22 protein-coding genes and 1 tRNA gene are annotated in these 17,144 nt (G+C 36.4%); 15 read left to right on the top strand and 8 right to left on the bottom strand.

What is annotated here, in order from left to right; genetic code table 11:
- Window positions 1–89 precede the first annotated feature (89 nt).
- From I6J02_RS01785 to I6J02_RS01760, 7 genes are all read left to right on the top strand, one after another.
- Window positions 90–953, top strand: a complete 864-nt coding sequence (locus tag I6J02_RS01785) for a hypothetical protein (protein ID WP_201680137.1) — start codon at window positions 90–92, stop codon at window positions 951–953.
- Between the two features lie 720 nt (window positions 954–1,673).
- Entirely contained in the window at window positions 1,674–2,063 is a 390-nt protein-coding gene (locus I6J02_RS01780; RefSeq protein ID WP_201680136.1) for a hypothetical protein, read from the top strand.
- A gap of 194 nt (window positions 2,064–2,257) precedes the next feature.
- A complete protein-coding gene (locus I6J02_RS21885) occupies window positions 2,258–2,554 on the top strand; it encodes an RHS repeat-associated core domain-containing protein (protein WP_317191829.1) in 297 nt (98 codons plus the stop codon).
- 474 nt (window positions 2,555–3,028) lie between these two features.
- Entirely contained in the window at window positions 3,029–3,493 is a 465-nt protein-coding gene (locus tag I6J02_RS01770) for a hypothetical protein (RefSeq protein WP_201680135.1), read from the top strand.
- 197 nt (window positions 3,494–3,690) lie between these two features.
- The gene (locus I6J02_RS01765; RefSeq protein ID WP_201680134.1) at window positions 3,691–3,987 is read left to right on the top strand and encodes a hypothetical protein; all 297 of its coding nucleotides are present in this window, start codon (window positions 3,691–3,693) and stop codon (window positions 3,985–3,987) included.
- A 329-nt stretch (window positions 3,988–4,316) separates the two neighbouring features.
- A complete protein-coding gene (locus I6J02_RS21695; protein ID WP_236582250.1) occupies window positions 4,317–4,553 on the top strand; it encodes a hypothetical protein in 237 nt (78 codons plus the stop codon).
- A 408-nt stretch (window positions 4,554–4,961) separates the two neighbouring features.
- Complete coding sequence (locus I6J02_RS01760) at window positions 4,962–5,669, top strand: DUF1080 domain-containing protein (RefSeq protein ID WP_201680133.1); 708 nt, start codon at window positions 4,962–4,964, stop codon at window positions 5,667–5,669.
- A 16-nt stretch (window positions 5,670–5,685) separates the two neighbouring features.
- Here the strand turns inward: I6J02_RS01760 and I6J02_RS01755 are convergent, their stop codons facing one another.
- Window positions 5,686–6,093 (bottom strand): NUDIX hydrolase, encoded by a 408-nt coding sequence (locus tag I6J02_RS01755; protein WP_201680132.1) that lies wholly within the window; start codon window positions 6,091–6,093, stop codon window positions 5,686–5,688.
- Between the two features lie 58 nt (window positions 6,094–6,151).
- Here I6J02_RS01755 and I6J02_RS01750 point away from each other — a divergent pair, with 58 nt between their 5' ends.
- On the top strand, window positions 6,152–6,724 hold the full coding sequence (locus I6J02_RS01750; protein ID WP_201680131.1) for a DUF1572 family protein: 573 nt from the start codon (window positions 6,152–6,154) through the stop codon (window positions 6,722–6,724).
- Between the two features lie 52 nt (window positions 6,725–6,776).
- Complete coding sequence (locus tag I6J02_RS01745; RefSeq protein ID WP_201680130.1) at window positions 6,777–6,962, top strand: quinol oxidase subunit 4; 186 nt, start codon at window positions 6,777–6,779, stop codon at window positions 6,960–6,962.
- Between the two features lie 110 nt (window positions 6,963–7,072).
- On the opposite strand, the gene I6J02_RS01740 is transcribed toward I6J02_RS01745, so the two are convergent.
- The 3 genes from I6J02_RS01740 to I6J02_RS01730 form a co-directional block, all read right to left on the bottom strand.
- Window positions 7,073–7,474 carry a hypothetical protein gene (locus I6J02_RS01740; RefSeq protein WP_201680129.1) on the bottom strand — a complete coding sequence of 134 codons (402 nt, stop codon included), beginning with the start codon at window positions 7,472–7,474 and terminating at the stop codon, window positions 7,073–7,075.
- Between the two features lie 359 nt (window positions 7,475–7,833).
- Entirely contained in the window at window positions 7,834–8,226 is a 393-nt protein-coding gene (locus I6J02_RS01735; RefSeq protein WP_201680128.1) for a VOC family protein, read from the bottom strand.
- A gap of 9 nt (window positions 8,227–8,235) precedes the next feature.
- A complete protein-coding gene (locus I6J02_RS01730; RefSeq protein ID WP_236582249.1) occupies window positions 8,236–8,961 on the bottom strand; it encodes a hypothetical protein in 726 nt (241 codons plus the stop codon).
- Window positions 8,962–9,024: 63 nt separating this feature from the next.
- On the opposite strand from I6J02_RS01730, the gene I6J02_RS01725 reads away from it, so the two are divergent.
- Window positions 9,025–9,789: a copper homeostasis protein CutC gene (locus I6J02_RS01725; RefSeq protein ID WP_201680126.1), complete on the top strand. Its 765-nt coding sequence runs from the start codon at window positions 9,025–9,027 to the stop codon at window positions 9,787–9,789.
- 34 nt (window positions 9,790–9,823) lie between these two features.
- Here I6J02_RS01725 and I6J02_RS01720 read toward each other — a convergent pair whose 3' ends face one another.
- Both I6J02_RS01720 and I6J02_RS01715 read right to left on the bottom strand, forming a co-directional pair.
- Window positions 9,824–10,003, bottom strand: a complete 180-nt coding sequence (locus tag I6J02_RS01720) for a hypothetical protein (protein ID WP_002993525.1) — start codon at window positions 10,001–10,003, stop codon at window positions 9,824–9,826.
- 31 nt (window positions 10,004–10,034) lie between these two features.
- Window positions 10,035–10,105: transfer RNA gene (locus I6J02_RS01715), tRNA-Cys, on the bottom strand.
- Between the two features lie 288 nt (window positions 10,106–10,393).
- Here I6J02_RS01715 and I6J02_RS01710 point away from each other — a divergent pair.
- The 5 genes from I6J02_RS01710 to I6J02_RS01690 all read left to right on the top strand — a co-directional run bounded on the left by I6J02_RS01710 (window position 10,394) and on the right by I6J02_RS01690 (window position 14,506).
- The gene (locus I6J02_RS01710) at window positions 10,394–10,990 is read left to right on the top strand and encodes a porin family protein (protein WP_201680125.1); all 597 of its coding nucleotides are present in this window, start codon (window positions 10,394–10,396) and stop codon (window positions 10,988–10,990) included.
- 112 nt (window positions 10,991–11,102) lie between these two features.
- Window positions 11,103–12,164, top strand: coding sequence for an AI-2E family transporter (locus I6J02_RS01705; RefSeq protein ID WP_201680124.1), 1,062 nt, complete (start codon window positions 11,103–11,105; stop codon window positions 12,162–12,164).
- Between the two features lie 159 nt (window positions 12,165–12,323).
- Complete coding sequence (locus I6J02_RS01700; RefSeq protein ID WP_201680123.1) at window positions 12,324–12,959, top strand: outer membrane beta-barrel protein; 636 nt, start codon at window positions 12,324–12,326, stop codon at window positions 12,957–12,959.
- 116 nt (window positions 12,960–13,075) lie between these two features.
- Complete coding sequence (locus I6J02_RS01695; protein ID WP_201680122.1) at window positions 13,076–13,711, top strand: outer membrane beta-barrel protein; 636 nt, start codon at window positions 13,076–13,078, stop codon at window positions 13,709–13,711.
- Window positions 13,712–13,900: 189 nt separating this feature from the next.
- Window positions 13,901–14,506, top strand: a complete 606-nt coding sequence (locus tag I6J02_RS01690; RefSeq protein WP_201680121.1) for a porin family protein — start codon at window positions 13,901–13,903, stop codon at window positions 14,504–14,506.
- Window positions 14,507–14,591: 85 nt separating this feature from the next.
- On the opposite strand, the gene rpsJ is transcribed toward I6J02_RS01690, so the two are convergent.
- Together rpsJ and fusA are read right to left on the bottom strand one after the other, a co-directional pair.
- Window positions 14,592–14,897 carry a 30S ribosomal protein S10 gene (gene rpsJ, locus I6J02_RS01685; RefSeq protein WP_002993539.1) on the bottom strand — a complete coding sequence of 102 codons (306 nt, stop codon included), beginning with the start codon at window positions 14,895–14,897 and terminating at the stop codon, window positions 14,592–14,594.
- A 71-nt stretch (window positions 14,898–14,968) separates the two neighbouring features.
- Window positions 14,969–17,092: an elongation factor G gene (gene fusA / locus I6J02_RS01680; RefSeq protein WP_201680120.1), complete on the bottom strand. Its 2,124-nt coding sequence runs from the start codon at window positions 17,090–17,092 to the stop codon at window positions 14,969–14,971.
- Between the last annotated feature and the right edge of the window lie 52 nt (window positions 17,093–17,144).

Raw genomic sequence — 17,144 nt, 5'->3', positions numbered from 1 at the left:
GTAATTATATATCAAAGATTACAAGGTGTACAAAGTAACAAGCATAAAGGATTATGTAGAAGGCTTAGTTTATATGCGCTGATAAGTAATTGAAAGGAGAAACAGGAAGAGTTAGGTGGCCAACTGGACTATGGAGCCAGATGACACCTGTCCGCCTACTGGCGGATGACCCAGTAATTGGAAGATGGAATGTGGCGGATCCGTTGGCGGAGAAATACTATTCCTATTCAGCATACAATTATGCGCTTAATGATCCAATTGGTAAGCTTGATCCTAATGGTATGTGGGTAACTATTCCTGGAGGTATGTCAACTAATGATCCAGATGAGATGGCAGAATTCCTAGCAAAGATAGTTGACGAAATTGAAGTGGGCAAGACAAAAGACGGTAGATATCAAGTGTTAAATGGAAGAGTGAATTCTGATAAGAATATTTATGTTGTTGATAGTAAAGGTAATAGGACAGGGGAGGTTTTAGGAGAAATGTTAACTGAATATTCTTTCTTTAATGAAGATGGGACTGTTATTAAAAATGCTATGATTGATATGTTTGATTATTCTGGACAGATTTTTTTTGATCGGGATATTTTGGCAGGGAATTCTGGACTGGAATATTATATGATAAATGCTACTGGAGGGAAGTATTACGACTTTAAAGAACATGGTGCTACTTTTAATAAAAAAGACGCAGAGGGAGATTACTATTTATATAGAGGGATGCCCTTCAATAAAAAGGTCGCATCTGCTCGAGACATAGGTAACTATGCTGCGGGTTTTGTTGCGGGTAGAAAAGGTTTGAGTTGGTTAGAAGCGAGGATTGGATTTGATGCCCTTGAAAGTTATCAGAATAGAAGTTTAACAAAAGAAGGAGCTCCTTCGCAGAAAGCTCAAAAGCAAGGACATTTTAATGGTATAGAAATATTTCGCAAGCAAATGATACGATATAAAAAGTAAATGGAATGAGATTTTTAATTATTTTTCTTCTTATAATTTCGGGACTATTACTGTGTCTTGATCAGTCCCGTTCGTTTTATCAGATATCTAATGGTAAATATATTACTGTGTGGAAGAGATTAGGCGGCAAGTGCTATATTACACTTGATAAGTACTATGGTATAACCAAACCAAAAAATTATATAAAAACCACTAATGATAATATAATAATAATACTTTTTGATACGCTAAGTACAAATTATGTTATTTATAATAGCTATGGAAAGTCTCTGATCATTAATTCTTCAGAAAAAATTGATTATTATAATAGAGATGAACGCAATGACTTTTTTAATCGATATTATAAAGGGGATACACTCTTAAATCAATACAAATATTTAGTAGTATTTATTAAAGAAAGTTATGTTAAAAGTAATTACATAATTAAAAAGTGATTTAGCAATTAAATAGAAAAGATGTGTGAACTGTAAACCAGATATAATGCCCTTGAAAGTTATCAGAAGGGAGGCTTAACAAAATAAAGATCTCCCCGCTGGTGCGAGCGTATCCGTGTACAAGTTAGCTACCATCTACCTGGCTAAAGCAAAAGACGCTTTGTAAAATATGCGGAAATTATTGAAGGGAAATTATGGCGAAGTAGTTGAATCAGATAGAAAGATTATTTTTGAAATAATAGAGGATTTGACGACCGGAACAGGGTTAAAATGGTAATTGAATTTTATGAGAGAATTGAAAGAAATCGATATATTTATTTTTAATACTTTAAGTAATATTTTGTATGAAAAAGTTCCTGAATACAAAGTTATTTTAGCTTCACAAGAGAGTTTTAAATACTCTTCGGAATACAATATATATTTTTTTATGAACGAATTTGCAACTTATCTTGCAAGTAGAATAATAGAAGATACAACAAGTGTTTTTGTAAAAAATTCATTTGAGTATATTAATTTATTAGGGCAAAGTGATAATTGTGAAGTATTAAATATAGTAAATATTGGAATTCTTGAAATTCTCTATACTGAAGAGGCTAACAACAGAGAGTGGATCAAAAAGAATTTGATCGAAACATTACAACTGAATTTTGAGGCATGGTCAAAATATTATAGATAATGCCTATAATCTTCCTTGTTGGAGCAGACGTGTAATATGTGCGTAAGAGAATAAGTTATAAGAGCTACCATCTACAGGAATCCGGGTACAAATGCTGTAGAGGTACTCCAAAGAGATGATTACTATCCTTTTGGTTTACAGAAATCCCCAAATCCGGTATATGGAAATAATAAGTATCTTTATCAGCCAGTGGGCTGACAAGTGTTGGCAAAGAGAAACAGGAAGAGTTAGGCGGCCAGTTAGACTATGGAGCCAGATTCTATGATCCGGTAATTGGAAGATGGAATGTGATGGATCCGTTGGCGGAGAAATACTATCCCTATTCAGCATACAATTATGCACTTAATGATCCGATAGGAAAGTTAGACCCTAATGGTATGTGGGTTGCAACAGCAGAAGGCTGGTCTACTAATGATCCCAATGATATTGCTGAGTTCATGCAACAAGTGCAGGGAGATGATCAGGATAAAGGAGGGAAAAAGAAAAACTAACAGGATCCTCCAGAAAAGAAACCTTACGATTTAAAAGATAGAACAGGTGAGCAGATATATCAGAGAAGAAATAGTCTTTTAGGTCATATTTGGGATTTTTAGGAAATGAAAGAACTTATACAGATCCGTAAACAGGAATAACATATGATATTGATAGTTATGGGAAAATAAAAAGGAAGCTTTTAGGAGGTACTGCAGGAGATTTAATTGGAGGAAAGGGCTTTTTAAAAGTACAAAAAGCATTATTATCTACACTTGATGGTACAGGAAAGGTTCATGGTATTTTGCCAAAAGTTAAGGATTTTTGTACATTATTCAAGAGAGGATTAACTATATTATTAGTGGAATTGAGAAAAAGTGTACAAAAAAGAATAGAGGTTACCTCAAAGTTAGGTAGAGATAGGGGGCATGGCCAAAGGCAAGGTGCAGAGCAAGATTTCATAAAAGCATTAGAGAAATATTTAAAAGAATAAGATGATGAAAGATGATGAAATTATTAAATTATTGATCGAAGAATTTGAAAAATTTTGCTATAAAAATACTCAAATTAGTAAGGTGTATTATAACGAAATTATGGGAGATACCTCTTTTTTATTAGCTGCATTATTACAAAAGCTGATGGAAGATAATTTTGAAGATTGGGATAAGGAGAAATGGATAAATGACAGTCTTCTTGAAAAAGTTTTATTCGAAGAGAATAAGTTGATTATTTCCGGTGTAATGATTTGGGGTATTGAAAATACAGATGAACAATGGACAGCACCATTTATTTTTAAAATATTGCATAGAAACAATGTTTTTGATAGTAAAAAGTTTGAATTTTTATTTGTAAATAAAGATCATAATGAGATATCCTATGAGGAGTTTAAAGTTAATCGCAAATATTGGAGTTTGCAAGATAATGAAAACTGGAGATTTAGAATCCATAACCTATCATAGTTCTAAAGATTGATGATAGAGTTAATCTATTAAAGACTTGGTGACTGTTGTGATTGAAGTTGAAGATGCTACAGGATTGTTATATTAATGCTGATAACCCAAGTGGGCTACAAGACTTGAATTTGCTCCCAAATAAATTTATGATACAGTCAGCTAACCTTAAAGTAGTTCCAGTTAATCCTAAAAAATAGTTACGTATGAGTATGTTAGATAAATTACGATTGTCGTCTAATAGAGCCTTATTATTTAATGTATTATCAAGTATTCGGTTTGTTTTTGTTAAATTAAAAGGTGATCAACTAATTCTTTCAGTTTATTCTGATAGAGCATTAATTAAAGAAGAAGAAGATATTTATTTTTCAGTTTGTGGAGAAATATCCGGCGATTTTGAAAATATTGATGAATCTGTGTCAGAAGTGAAATTCTATGTCACAAATTATTGCTTTGAAGATATAGATGAAGAAGGAGAACTGATCTACGCCAGATATGAATAAAGATATAGAGCTATCGTCTTAACTTTGAGTATCTTAAAATAGAGAGTAGTCAGAATGTTGTAGACGGCTTTGTCTGCGGTACTTTATAAGTATACTACCAGTAGTTTACTAAGATCGAGTGTAAGCTTGGATGATATTTAAACCAGTAACTAATAGTGTAAATGCGATTGTATCTGTGGTAGCACATGAAAATTCTCAAACAGTAGGTTATTATAGATCTTTCAAAAACAAACGTTGTGGGAACACAATTAAACAATATTTTGCAGAGAGTTCAGGGTAGTGGAGCTACTAATATTAAAAATATAATAATAATGCCAAAATAATTTTTTATGCCAAAAATAAGATGTGTTTGTGACTACATAATAAATCTAAGCGAAATTCCTAGCGCTAACCAATATCTAATGATTTCAGATGTTTCTTTTGAGAAATATTTTGATAAAGAGGTAAACGCAGAAGACCTTTACAGTAAGATGATAATTGTGGCACATTGTTCAAATTGTGGTAGGTTACATGTGTTTTATGACGGCTTTGATAAAGATCAGGTTATTTATCGTATTGACGATTAGTTTGTTGTGAATTTCAATATCATTATTCAGAAAATATGTGTGAATTATAAATCGGGTCTGATGCTGTTGAATGATAGGTAATGGTAAAAGTCTCTGCGAACAAAAACTAATCATTTTTAATGAAATAGTTATTCTCCGGGAAAATTTTATATTTTTCAATTGTATAACGACTTGGAAACTCTCATTCCCATTTTTAAACCTGTTGCATTCTTCATTGTAATATTTCTGCAGACATTTATTTACACCGAAAAATCATTTATTTATCGAAAACATCAATAAAGATTAAGTGTAAAGATGTTTGGTCATCAGAGCTTGTATAATTTTAGTTGCAAACTTTCAGGTTTATTAAAAATATCTTATTTTCAGAGCTGTTAATCATATAACCTGACAAGCACATTATAAGCCTATATGAAACGTTATTTAATTCCTTTTTTCTTTTTGATTTTATTGAGCACCACTCTCAGGGCACAGGATAAGACAACACTTTCTTTCGGTACAGAGGTTCCTTTGAGCACCTTGACTGGTAATACCCATATAAAAGCAAAGCCTATTCAATGGATAGATGTCAATACCAGTCCGGAAACATGGTATAAGCAAAAGGATCTGCTGATTTGCAAAGGACTTCCGATAGGAGTGATGCGGTCAGAAAAAATGTATGAGAATTTTATACTTCATGTAGAGTGGAAGCATATGGAAGCAGGTGGGAATTCAGGCGTATTTGTCTGGTGCGATGCCGTTCCGCAGGAAGGTACACGTCTGCCGGCGGGCGTAGAGGTGCAGATGCTGGAGCTGGATTGGGTTAATCAGCACATCAGAGATGGTGTCAAACCACCAATCGCATACGTGCACGGAGAACTTTTCGGTGCAGGTGGAGTGACGACCATTCCGGATAATCCTCGCGGCGAACGCAGTAAGTCAATAGAAAACCGGGCAAAAGGAAAAGGGGAATGGAATACCTATGAGGTTGTCTGTGTAGATGGTACTGTCAAACTTTCGGTTAACGGTAAGTTTGTCAACGGAGTTCGCCAATCCTCTTCCCGTAAAGGATATCTGTGTCTTGAATCAGAAGGAGCCGAAATACATTTTCGTAATTTAAGGATTATAGAGCTTCCATAATCCTGTAATCCGCTGCTTAATAATGGATGATCTGGTCTGCCTTCAGTATTTCAAATAGCTTAATGACACCCGGAACCTGTATAGCTTCTTTCCGGTAAGTAGCGTAATCAAAGTAAGATACCTCCTCGATTTCCTGACTTGCTTTAGGATGTATATCTGAGTGATATATAAAACATTCCTGCTCCATCATCAGCTGATCTTCTCCATAAGCCGGAGCCTGAATATGTTTGTAGTATTGAATATGATCGGGATCCAGACTAACATTCAATTCTTCTTCTATTTCTCTTATCAAAGCCTGTTGTGCAGTTTCTCCCGGATCAACTTTTCCACCCGGCAGATACCAGGCTTTCTTGTTCTTACTGAAAGCCAGTAATACACTGTCCTCTTTTACAATAACCAATCCTGCAGTATCTAATTTTCTCATCCGTATTTAATTTGTTTTTAAAAGTAGGTATCTTTAAGGATACTTAAAAATAAAAAATATGGCTTATTTGGAAAGTGTTTTAAAGCAATTTGAATATTATAAAAATCTTGCAGATTCTACTTTTTTGCAATTGAATGATCAGCAACTTTTCTGGTTATCTCATGAAGATGGTAACAGTATTACGCTTATTATACAACATTTGGCCGGAAACATGTTATCCAGATGGACAAACTTTCTCACAGAAGACGGGGAGAAATCCTGGCGAAACAGAGATGAGGAATTTGAACTGCACTATGACAACAGAGATGAATTGCTTATTTACTGGGAATCAGGCTGGGATTGTCTGTTCAGAGCACTTCTCGGATTGAAGGAGTCTGATCTGGACCGTATCATCTATATCCGAAATCAGGGACATACCGTAATGGAAGCTATTAACCGCCAACTGGCGCACTATCCTTATCACGTTGGACAGATTGTGGTACTGGGAAAGATGCAGGTCGGATCCAACTGGAAGAGTCTGTCCATACCTAAAGGAAAATCTCAAACTTATAATCAGGAAAAGTTTGCTCAGGAACCTCATCGAGAACATTTTACGGATGAAGTGCTAAAGCCGGGATCCAAAATGCCGTAAATATGGCCTGATTGTTGGGCTTCTGATGTGGAACATTTTTTAAGACAAAGAGATGAAAAAAACTATTATATATGCGTCAGCACTGGTTTTTATATTAGGGACATTAGGCTCTTGTGCTACGCATCATAGTCAGGGTCGAGGAAATGGAGGAATGCCTCCGGGGCAGGCAAAAAAAGTCTACGGAAAAAAATCTGCAAAAGAATTTGCTCCCGGCCAACAAAAAAAGAACCGCCGGTAACGTCAATATATAATAGGATTAGAAGCTGTTCAGCGCTATATCTGAGCATCAATACTGTATACTGAATGTCGGAGTTTGTAAGAATAATCGGTTGTGTAAGTAGGTGAATATCAGATAGAGTCGACAATTTGGAAGCGGGTGAGCCATTGTTTAAGGATCGCCGCTACTTCATATTTCTCTTCATTCACGTACGCAAACATAAGTTCTTCAATATTGTTAACCATTAAAGAATATTCAGGAAAATATCCGTCCAGATCACGGTAGTCGGATATTATGTCCAGTAAAAAATTGTGGATATCATATTCCAGATATTTGCGATGGTGATTGTCGGATTCCTGTATCCATACTTGTTCCTTTTGAAAACCGGATTCTATATGATGAAGACAGGCATCTTCATATCGCTCCCGTAAGACACTTAATTCATTACGCAATTGTTCTTTCGTTGATTTTAAAGCGTCATAGACACTACTCAAACGTTCCTGAATCTCTGTTTCTTTTGATATAATAGACATGACCCTTGAAGTATTTAAGTGTTATTCAATATGTAGTTTATAGTTATGTTATTAATAGCTAACACATTGTATTATTTTTTGTTTGCTTTTTTTTGATTTTTTAATCTTGCTGCTTTAATGTGGGGATCATAGATAGGCACGATTTGCTTGAGGAAGCAGGAATGTTAAAAGTACGTTAAAGGTCGGTAGAATTTTGGCAAAGGTCAGGATCATCCTTACCTTTACAGCTCATAATTTAGGTTAATAATTGGTTAGTTAAGGTCTTCAATCTCCCCGATTGAAGACCTTTTTTATTTTAGCTCTTAGTATTGCAGTTCTTTTGTTAGCCCATCCTAATCAGATGGTAGATTCCTGTAATTCTATAGTTGGTACAATTCGATGGGCAAACCATCCGGATCGGCAAAAAACACAAACTCTTTGTTTGTCAGCTCGTCAGTCCTGATCTGTTCATGAGGTATGCCGGCCTTATCTAGTTTGGCAACCTCTTCCTTAATATTCTGTACTAAAAAAGACAGATGACGCAATCCGCAGGCCTCCGGATGGGATAGACGAGACGGAGGAGTAGGAAAGGAGAAAAGTTCCAGGATGTAATCCGTACCAATAGCCAGATCCAATTTGTAGGAATCCCGTTCTTTTCGGTATGTTTCCTGAATAATATGCAGACCCAGTATTTCCGTATAAAATTTTTTGGATACCGGATAATCGCTGCATATTACAGCGACATGATGTATTCTCAGCAGTGACAGATGCATATATTCAGATTAAGGTTCGTCACAGTCTAGTGTATCGACTTTGATGAACAATTTGTGATAGTTTTCGCTAAATCTGGCGTCATATGTAGGACGAGGAATAAAATGATTGACACAATTCCACCAGCCATAAATAATAACTTCATTAAACGCGGCTTCATACTTTTGGCTGCTTTGAATGTTACTAAGATATTTGTCGTACAGGCGCTGAGGATTGCCGTTATTTTTCATCTGATACTTTGTCAATACTTCATAAGCTTTCAGCAAGGCTTCGCCTCCTTCTACCAGAGGTTTGGTATAGTTGATGGCACAGGTGTCTGGCGCCTTATATTCCAACAAAGCTTTGGGGTCTTTCAACGCTTTTACCAAAGCTGATTTGGCTAGATATTCCTGATCCAGAGACAAAATCAGAGAATCCCGGAAGGATGTGAATACAGGATTTTTGACAAGCTGAAAACCTTTTAGTTTGGCTTTTTTAGTTTGATATTCATTTTTTAGTTCGGTTAATACCTGCTCGGTTGGTTTGCTTCGATGTCTGTAATCAGCAGCAGAAAGTAACCAGCTTTCTCCATAATAAAGGTTGTACGTATCTTTGAGTTGTTGCTCTGTATACTTTTTGCTGTCATACGTTCCTTCGTATTCACAGAGCTCATCTATGAATTTAAATTTTTTATGCTGCGCAAATGAAATACTCATGGCTGCGCACATAAAGAGGGACAAAAATAGTTTGAATTTCATAGTAATAAATTTTTCAATCTTTTTAAAGCTAATCAATTTTGGTATTTTCACGCAAAAAAAAGTATGATTGGAAAAGAAAAAGATCTGAACGGGTATAGATTAGAGATCTGTGCCAATTCAATTACCTCTGCTGTTGCAGCGGAAGAAGGTGGTGCAAGCCGGGTTGAATTATGCCAGAATCTTGAAAATGGCGGAACCACGCCGTCTTACGGACAGATCCGAATCACACGTGAAAGACTTTCCATAGGCATTCATGTGCTAATCCGGCCCCGGGGCGGGGATTTTCTGTATTCAGATGATGAATTTAATGAAATATTAGCGGATGTGAAGTATTGCAAAGAGGTTAAATGTGATGGAGTAGTTGTGGGTATTCTGGACAAGGATGGAAATGTAGACATGTCACGTATGCAACAGATAATAGATGTTGCGCGACCCTTAAAAGTGGTGTTTCACCGCGCATTTGACAAGTGCAGAGATCCCTATAGCAGTCTGGAAGATATTATTTCGCTCGGCTGTGACCGCATTCTGACCTCTGGACAAGCTAATACAGCATGGGATGGTAAGGAGTTGTTACGTGAATTGATTGATAAGGCTGAAGGACGAATAGAGATTATGCCGGGTGGCGGAGTTAATGAAGAAAATATAGCCGGATTGCTGTCTTATACAAAGGCTGTTTCCGCACATAGTTCTGCCAAAGAAGATAAGGCAAGTGGTATGCTCTATAAGAATGATAAAGTAATTGGAATGGACGAGGGGACGGTATTGTCTTCTATGAAAAAAGTCCACCTAATGGCAGACATCTTAAAAAAACCTTTAAAGTTGCGATAAGCAACTTTAAAGGAAAAAATAAAAAAATCTTTAGTTATTTCGCTTTTGAAGCTAACTGATCTAAGATAGCGTTGTTTTTAGTGATCTGACTATCTTTAGGCATCTGTGATTTAGAACCTAATTCGATATTACGACCTAATTTCAAGAACTGTACTTCAACACGTGATACAGTTTTGTTTCTTCTATCTTTTCTTTTTAAACGTGTAACTCCCATTTTGTTAAATCTTTTTTCTGTCAATAAAACGAGGTCGGAAGCGGATTCGAACCGCTGTGGGAGGTTTTGCAGACCTCTGCCTAGCCACTCGGCCATCCGACCATATTAATTACTTATCCCCCTGAAGGGAATGCAAAATTAAAATTATTATTTGATATAAAAAAGGGATTGGACAAACAAATTTTTAAAATGTGTGACAGAGCAGAATATAGCAGATTTAAAAAGGGCTTATAAAGAGCCGGAGCTTAAGGTCAGAAAATTTAACATTATTTGAATGTACTTGTTTTCAGGTAATTATGTCAATTGTTTTATTTGGTTTTCTTTTTGGTCTCAAACTTGCTGTATGACTACTGTCTATAAAGGGACATTAAAAAATTAAAGAAAATTGTTATGAAAAAGATTTTACTTTCATTAGGAGCAGCATTTCTTTTAGCTGCAGGAGCTCAGGCTCAGGTAAGTTATGGTATTAAAGCAGGACTAAACTTGCCGAAAATGACAGTTTCAAGTGGTAATGCTTCAGCATCTACAAGTACTTCCACTAATTTCTATCTGACAGGATATGCGGATCTTCCTGTAGCACCTAGTTTCTCTATTCAACCGGGACTATCATTACAAGGTAAAGGTGGCAAAACTAAATTCACAGATAATATTGAATCTAAAACAGATTTGATGTATCTGGAAGTTCCGGTTAATGCAGTGTACTATATTCCCGCTGGAGCAGGTAATGTATTTTTAGGTGCAGGTCCATATGTAGGTTACGGTATTTCTGGTAAAACTAAGACTGGTGACGTTAAGACCGATGTAGAGTGGGGAGATGACGGAATTAAAAGATTTGATTTTGGTATCAACACAATGTTAGGCTACAAATTATCAAATGGTTTCTTAATCAATGCTGGTTATGGTTTCGGATTAACTGATATCTCAGGAGCAAGTAATGGTTCAGTAAAAAATAATGTACTATCATTTGGAGTTGGTTTCCAATTCTAAGCTGTTAGTTATCGAATAGTATATAGAGGTTGTCTGTCAGACAACCTCTTTTTTGTGCCATTATCCCAAAAACATTATTAACTTAGGTTTGTTATCCAAAAAATCTGATCGTATGCGAAAATTTATATCCTTACCTTTTTATATAAAATTGGCCTGTATCCTTATTAGCATTGTTATTCTCGGATATCTGGCCAAAATAGGAGATACTATTATTGTACCGCTTATATTGGGCATTCTGTTTGCTATGCTGCTGACACCAATAAGTACGCTGTTGGAAAGGAAGCTTCGTTTTCCGCGCACGCTTGCAGGTATTGTATGTATCGTCTTGTTTTTCGGCGGATTGGCAACAGGGCTGTATCTGCTGGCCTCTCAGTTGTCTATGCTGCAGGAAGACTGGCCAGCATTCAAACATCAGATTCTTGACGGAGTAGAGGTAGTGCAGGATTGGGTAAATCATCAGTTCGGAATTCAGTATAATGAACAAATGAATCTTCTGAATAAGACGGCATCTAAATCGGTGGATTCCGGAACATTGATCTTAGGTACTGCACTGATGTCACTTTCATCTATAGCTATATTTCTGGTTTTCACATTTTTGTACACCTTCTTTATTCTTATCTACAGAGGGCATATTGTTCGGTTCCTTCTGTATCTAAATGCTAAAGAAGATCATCCTATCGTATTGGAGATCGTTGCTGAAGTCCAGTATGTGGTCAAAAGATACCTGATAGGGTTATTGCTGCAGATGTTGATTGTCACGACCCTGGTGTATATTGCTTTGGCTATTATTGGTGTCAAATACAGTTTATTACTGGCTATTATTACCGGCGTATTTAATGTGTTACCGTATATAGGTATTTTCTCTTCGATGTTTATTGTAGCCTTGATTACCTTCGCCACATCTACCTTCTCGCATGTGCTGTTTGTGTTTGTAGCTATGAGCATTATCCATATGATAGATAGCAATGTCATTGTACCGAAAGTCGTGGGATCTAAAGTGAAAATAAATTCACTTTTTGCGATGATGGCAATTGTCTGTGGAGAGCTGATCTGGGGTATTTCAGGTATGTTTCTGGCGATTCCGCTTCTTGCAATTGTAAAAATTGTTATGGACAGGGTGGATGAATTAAAGCCATGGGGATTTTTATTAGGCGAAGAAAAGATTGAGAAATAAGCTGAGTATGAGTAGTTTATAAGATTAACCGAATTGCAGTTAGTTTTTCTGTAGTATATAATACTTATTTTCAGGATTAATTAATGACAGTAAAATGTTTTGTTTTTGTGTTTTGAAGCACTACCTTTGCGCCATCATAAAACAAAAATTCATACAGATATGAAGAAAATTTTACTTACAATCGCTGCAGTTGCAGGCTTAACATTCGCTTCTCAAGCACAGGAATTCGGTTTCAAAAAAACTGATTTTATCGTTGAAGGTTACTTCCAGTCTTCTAACAAAAACGACAAATCAAAAGAAGAGAAAGTTTCTAACTTCAATTTCAACCCAAAATTCGGTTACTTCGTAACAGATAAAATCGCTGTAGGTCTTGAGTTAGGTGTTGGTAACACTAAATCTACAAAAACTACAAACGATGTAGAAAGCTACACTAAGAACAATGTTTTCGGTATTGGTGCTTTCGGTCGTTACTACTTCCTGGAAGTAGGTTCACGTTTCAAAACTTACGCTGAATTAGGTGCTGGTTACAGCCAGATCGGTGGTGAATTTAACAACGGTACAACTACAGATAAATTTGACAAAACTAAAGGTTTTGGAATCAATGCTGGTGTAGGTGCTAACTACTTCCTGACAAACAGTATCGCTGTTAGTTTTGCTTTTGCTGACGTCGTATCATTCAACTCATCTAAAGTTGATGTTGATGGTGCTAAATCTACTACTAACTTCAATACAAATATCAACGTGTTTGATAACTTCTTCAACACAGCTAAATTTGGTTTGACTTACAAATTCTAATTTAACTATTCGTCTCGTACGAATGCTTAATATAAGCGTAGATGAAATTTTCATCTACGCTTTTTTTGTTATAGAAGAAAAATGTTATATTGTGCGATTAATTAATTATATTCTATATGAAAAAACTATTACTTACGGTTCTTGCAATCGCAGGTTTTTCTTTTATGGCTCAGGCACAGGAATTCGGATACAAAAAGGCCGATTTTATTGTGGAAGGATTTTTTCAATCTTCCAATAAAAATGATAAAACCGCAGACAGTAAAAAGTCTAACCTTCTGTTCAATCCAAAATTCGGATACTTTGTAACCGATAAAATCGCAGTAGGTGCAGGGTTAGGTTTCAGTAACAAAAAAGAGGTTATACAATTATCACTAGGTAAAGCTGAAGCAAAAATAAATGTTTTCAGTGCTGCTGTATTTGGACGATATTACTTTCTGGAAATCGGCACACGTTTCAAGACATACGCAGAATTAACAGGTAGTTATGGCAGTATCAGTACAGAAAGAATATTCAATTCTAATACGACTAAAGAGCCTAAGGCGAATCGTTTTACTGTTGATGCCGGAATTGGTGCCAACTACTTTTTGACACAGCATATTGCCGCTGGTTTTGTGTTTTCAAATGTCGCTTCTTTTGCTACAGTCAAACAAGATACAGAAGGAGCAAAGGCATATACAGAGTTTAATACCAATATAAATGTATTTGATAATTTTTTCAATACAGCTCAATTTGGGTTGACGTATAAATTTTAAATCAATATAGCACATCTTATCATAATGCACGAAGATATCTTCTTTACTGATTTTTTATGGAGTATTGAAGTATATGTAAATTTTGATTCTCTTATTGAGTAAAGTTATTATCTACTGTTTTTTTTAATAGTAGATCACTAATTGCTGTTTAAAATATATATTTGAGGTTTATTTACCATAAACCATTCAATGAAAAAATCATTATTAACGGTTGCTGCTGCAATTCTACTTTCAGCAGGCCTACAGGCACAGACCAGTTATGGCATTAAGGCTGGGCTTAACTTTTCTAAATTACGTGTTTCTGCTGGCGATATATCAGCTACTTCTGATGCTTCGACTAATTTTTATGTAATGGGATATGTAGATGCTCCCATATCACCTGTTTTCAGTTTTCAACCCGGATTATCTTTGCAGGGTAAAGGAGGTAAGACAACTCAGTCTTACGGAACAAGGCAGACCGGTAGCATTAATGTGATGTATCTGGAAGTGCCTTTAAATTTTGTGTATTATATTCCAGCAGGTCCGGGTAAAGTATTCCTTGGAGCTGGTCCCTATGCAGGCATAGGGCTTAGAAGCAAAGGGAAAGTAGATAAACTCTCCGTAAATATTGGTTTTGATGATGATGGCTTCAACAGATTTGATGCAGGAGCTAATTTTCTTGCAGGCTATAAACTGGCTAACGGATTTATGCTAAATGGAGGATATAGTTTTGGTTTAACAAATCTTGCAAAGGATTCAGATGATGCATCGCTGAAAAACCGTGTAATCTCTGTAGGAATAGGCTATCAGTTTTAGTACTTTTTGTTATACAGACATCAATAAAAAAGGCTTCTAATCAAAAATTAGAAGCCTTTCTTGTTTTTTCAGTGACTGAAATCTATCACACTTTGATTTCTACTTCAACACCTGAAGGTAATTCAAGTTTCATCAGAGCGTCAACAGTTTTAGAGTTAGATGAATAGATATCTAACAATCTTTTGTAAGCACACAATTGGAATTGCTCACGTGCTTTTTTGTTAACGTGTGGTGAACGTAATACCGTATAGATTTTTTTCTCAGTAGGCAATGGAATAGGTCCACTAACAACTGCACCTGTAGGTTTTACAGTTTTTACGATTTTCTCAGCTGATTTGTCAACTAAATTGTAATCGTAAGATTTCAATTTGATTCTGATTCTTTGGCTCATTTTATATTTGTTTAAAATGACCTCCTATTAGAGCGATTAGCAATAGGAGGTCGGTTTATTTTTAGTAAGGATTATTCTACTGATCCTTTAACTCTACCTTTTGATTTAGCGATAACCTCTTCAGCAACGTTACGTGGTGCTTCAGAATAGTGATCGAATTCCATTGTAGAAGTCGCACGGCCTGAAGTGATAGTACGTAACTGTGTTACATAACCAAACATCTCAGAAAGTGGAACTAATGCTTTGATAACCTGTGCTCCGTTACGTGAGTCCAAACCTTGCATTTGACCACGACGACGGTTCAAGTCACCCATTACATCACCCATGTTTTCTTCTGGTGTAAGGACCTCCACTTTCATGATAGGCTCCATCAATACAGGAGAACATTTAGGTAATGCTTCACGGTAAGCCATACGTGCTGCCAATTCGAATGATAATGAATCTGAATCGACTGCGTGGAATGAACCGTCGATCAAACGAACTTTCATTCCGGATAATGGATAACCCGCTAATACACCATTGTTCAATGAGCTTTCGAAACCTTTTTGAACAGAAGGAATGTATTCTTTAGGGATAGAACCACCGACAATCTCGTTTACGAATTGAAGTGCAGATTTTGTAGTGTCATAATCCTCATCAATAGGAGAGATAACAACTTTGATATCCGCAAACTTACCACGACCACCTGATTGTTTTTTGTATACTTCACGGTGCTCAGTAGTACCGTTGATAGACTCTTTGTATGCTACCTGAGGTGCACCTTGGTTTACCTCTACTTTGAATTCACGTTTCAGACGATCGATAAGGATCTCTAAGTGAAGCTCACCCATACCGGAGATAACTGTCTGACCAGTTTCTTCATCAGATTTTACTACGAATGTAGGATCCTCTTCTGCCAGTTTACCAAGACCAATACCTAATTTGTCAACGTCAGCCTGAGTTTTAGGCTCAATCGCCAAACCGATAACCGGCTCAGGGAAAGTCATAGACTCTAATACGATAGGTGCTTTTTCATCACAAAGCGTATCACCAGTTTTGATGTCTTTGAAACCAACTACCGCACCGATATCACCAGCCTCAATAAATGGAATAGGGTTTTGTTTGTTTGCGTGCATCTGGAAGATACGGGAGATACGCTCTTTGTTTCCTGAACGAGTGTTCAATACATAAGAACCTGCATCTAACTTACCTGAGTATGCACGGATAAAACATAGACGACCTACAAACGGGTCAGTCGCAATTTTGAAACCTAAAGCTGCGAATGGCTCGTTTACAGATGGTTTACGCTCAATTTCTTCACCAGTATCCGGATTAGTACCTTTTACAGCCTCTACATCAAGAGGAGAAGGCAATAATTCCATTACCAGATCCAGCATAGTCTGAACACCTTTGTTTTTGAAAGATGAACCACATACCATAGGAACGATAGCGTTATCTAATACAGCTTTACGTAAAGCATCTAAGATTTCACGCTCAGTCAGTGAATTAGGATCATCAAAGAATTTCTCCATTAATGACTCGTCATATCCTGCTACTGCTTCCAGTAATTTTTCACGGTATTCTGCTACTTCTTCAACCATATCATCAGGAATAGGCACTTCTGTAAAGGTCATACCTTTGTCATGCTCATTCCATACGATACCACGGTTGTTGATTAAGTCAACTACACCTGTGAACGTATCTTCTGCTCCGATAGGCAATTGTAACGCTACAGCGTCAGAACCTAACATTTGCTTAACTTGTTTTACAACTTTCAGGAAGTCAGCTCCGGAACGGTCCATTTTGTTAACGAATCCGATACGAGGCACTTTGTAGTTATCTGCTAATCTCCAGTTTGTCTCAGACTGAGGCTCAACACCATCAACTGCAGAAAATAAGAATACTAATCCATCCAATACACGTAAAGAACGGTTTACTTCAACCGTGAAATCCACGTGTCCTGGTGTATCGATAACGTTTACCTGATATTTTTGGTCGCGGTAGTTCCAGAATACTGTTGTAGCAGCAGAAGTGATCGTGATACCACGCTCAGCCTCTTGCTCCATCCAGTCCATCGTAGATGCACCTTCGTGTACCTCTCCAATTTTGTGGTTAACTCCAGAGTAGTAAAGAATACGCTCTGTAGTTGTAGTTTTACCAGCATCGATGTGAGCAGCGATACCGATATTTCTAGTGAATTTTAAGTCTCTTGCCATATAAGTTTTGTATGCGCTTAGTTCGCTATGAACTTTTTGTTTTGCTTTTAAA

It is taken from the genome of Sphingobacterium spiritivorum, assembly GCF_016725325.1.
Classification (GTDB): Bacteria; Bacteroidota; Bacteroidia; order Sphingobacteriales; family Sphingobacteriaceae; genus Sphingobacterium.
Note: the sequence above shows the minus strand (reverse complement) of the source record. Positions and strands in the feature narration are given on the sequence as shown.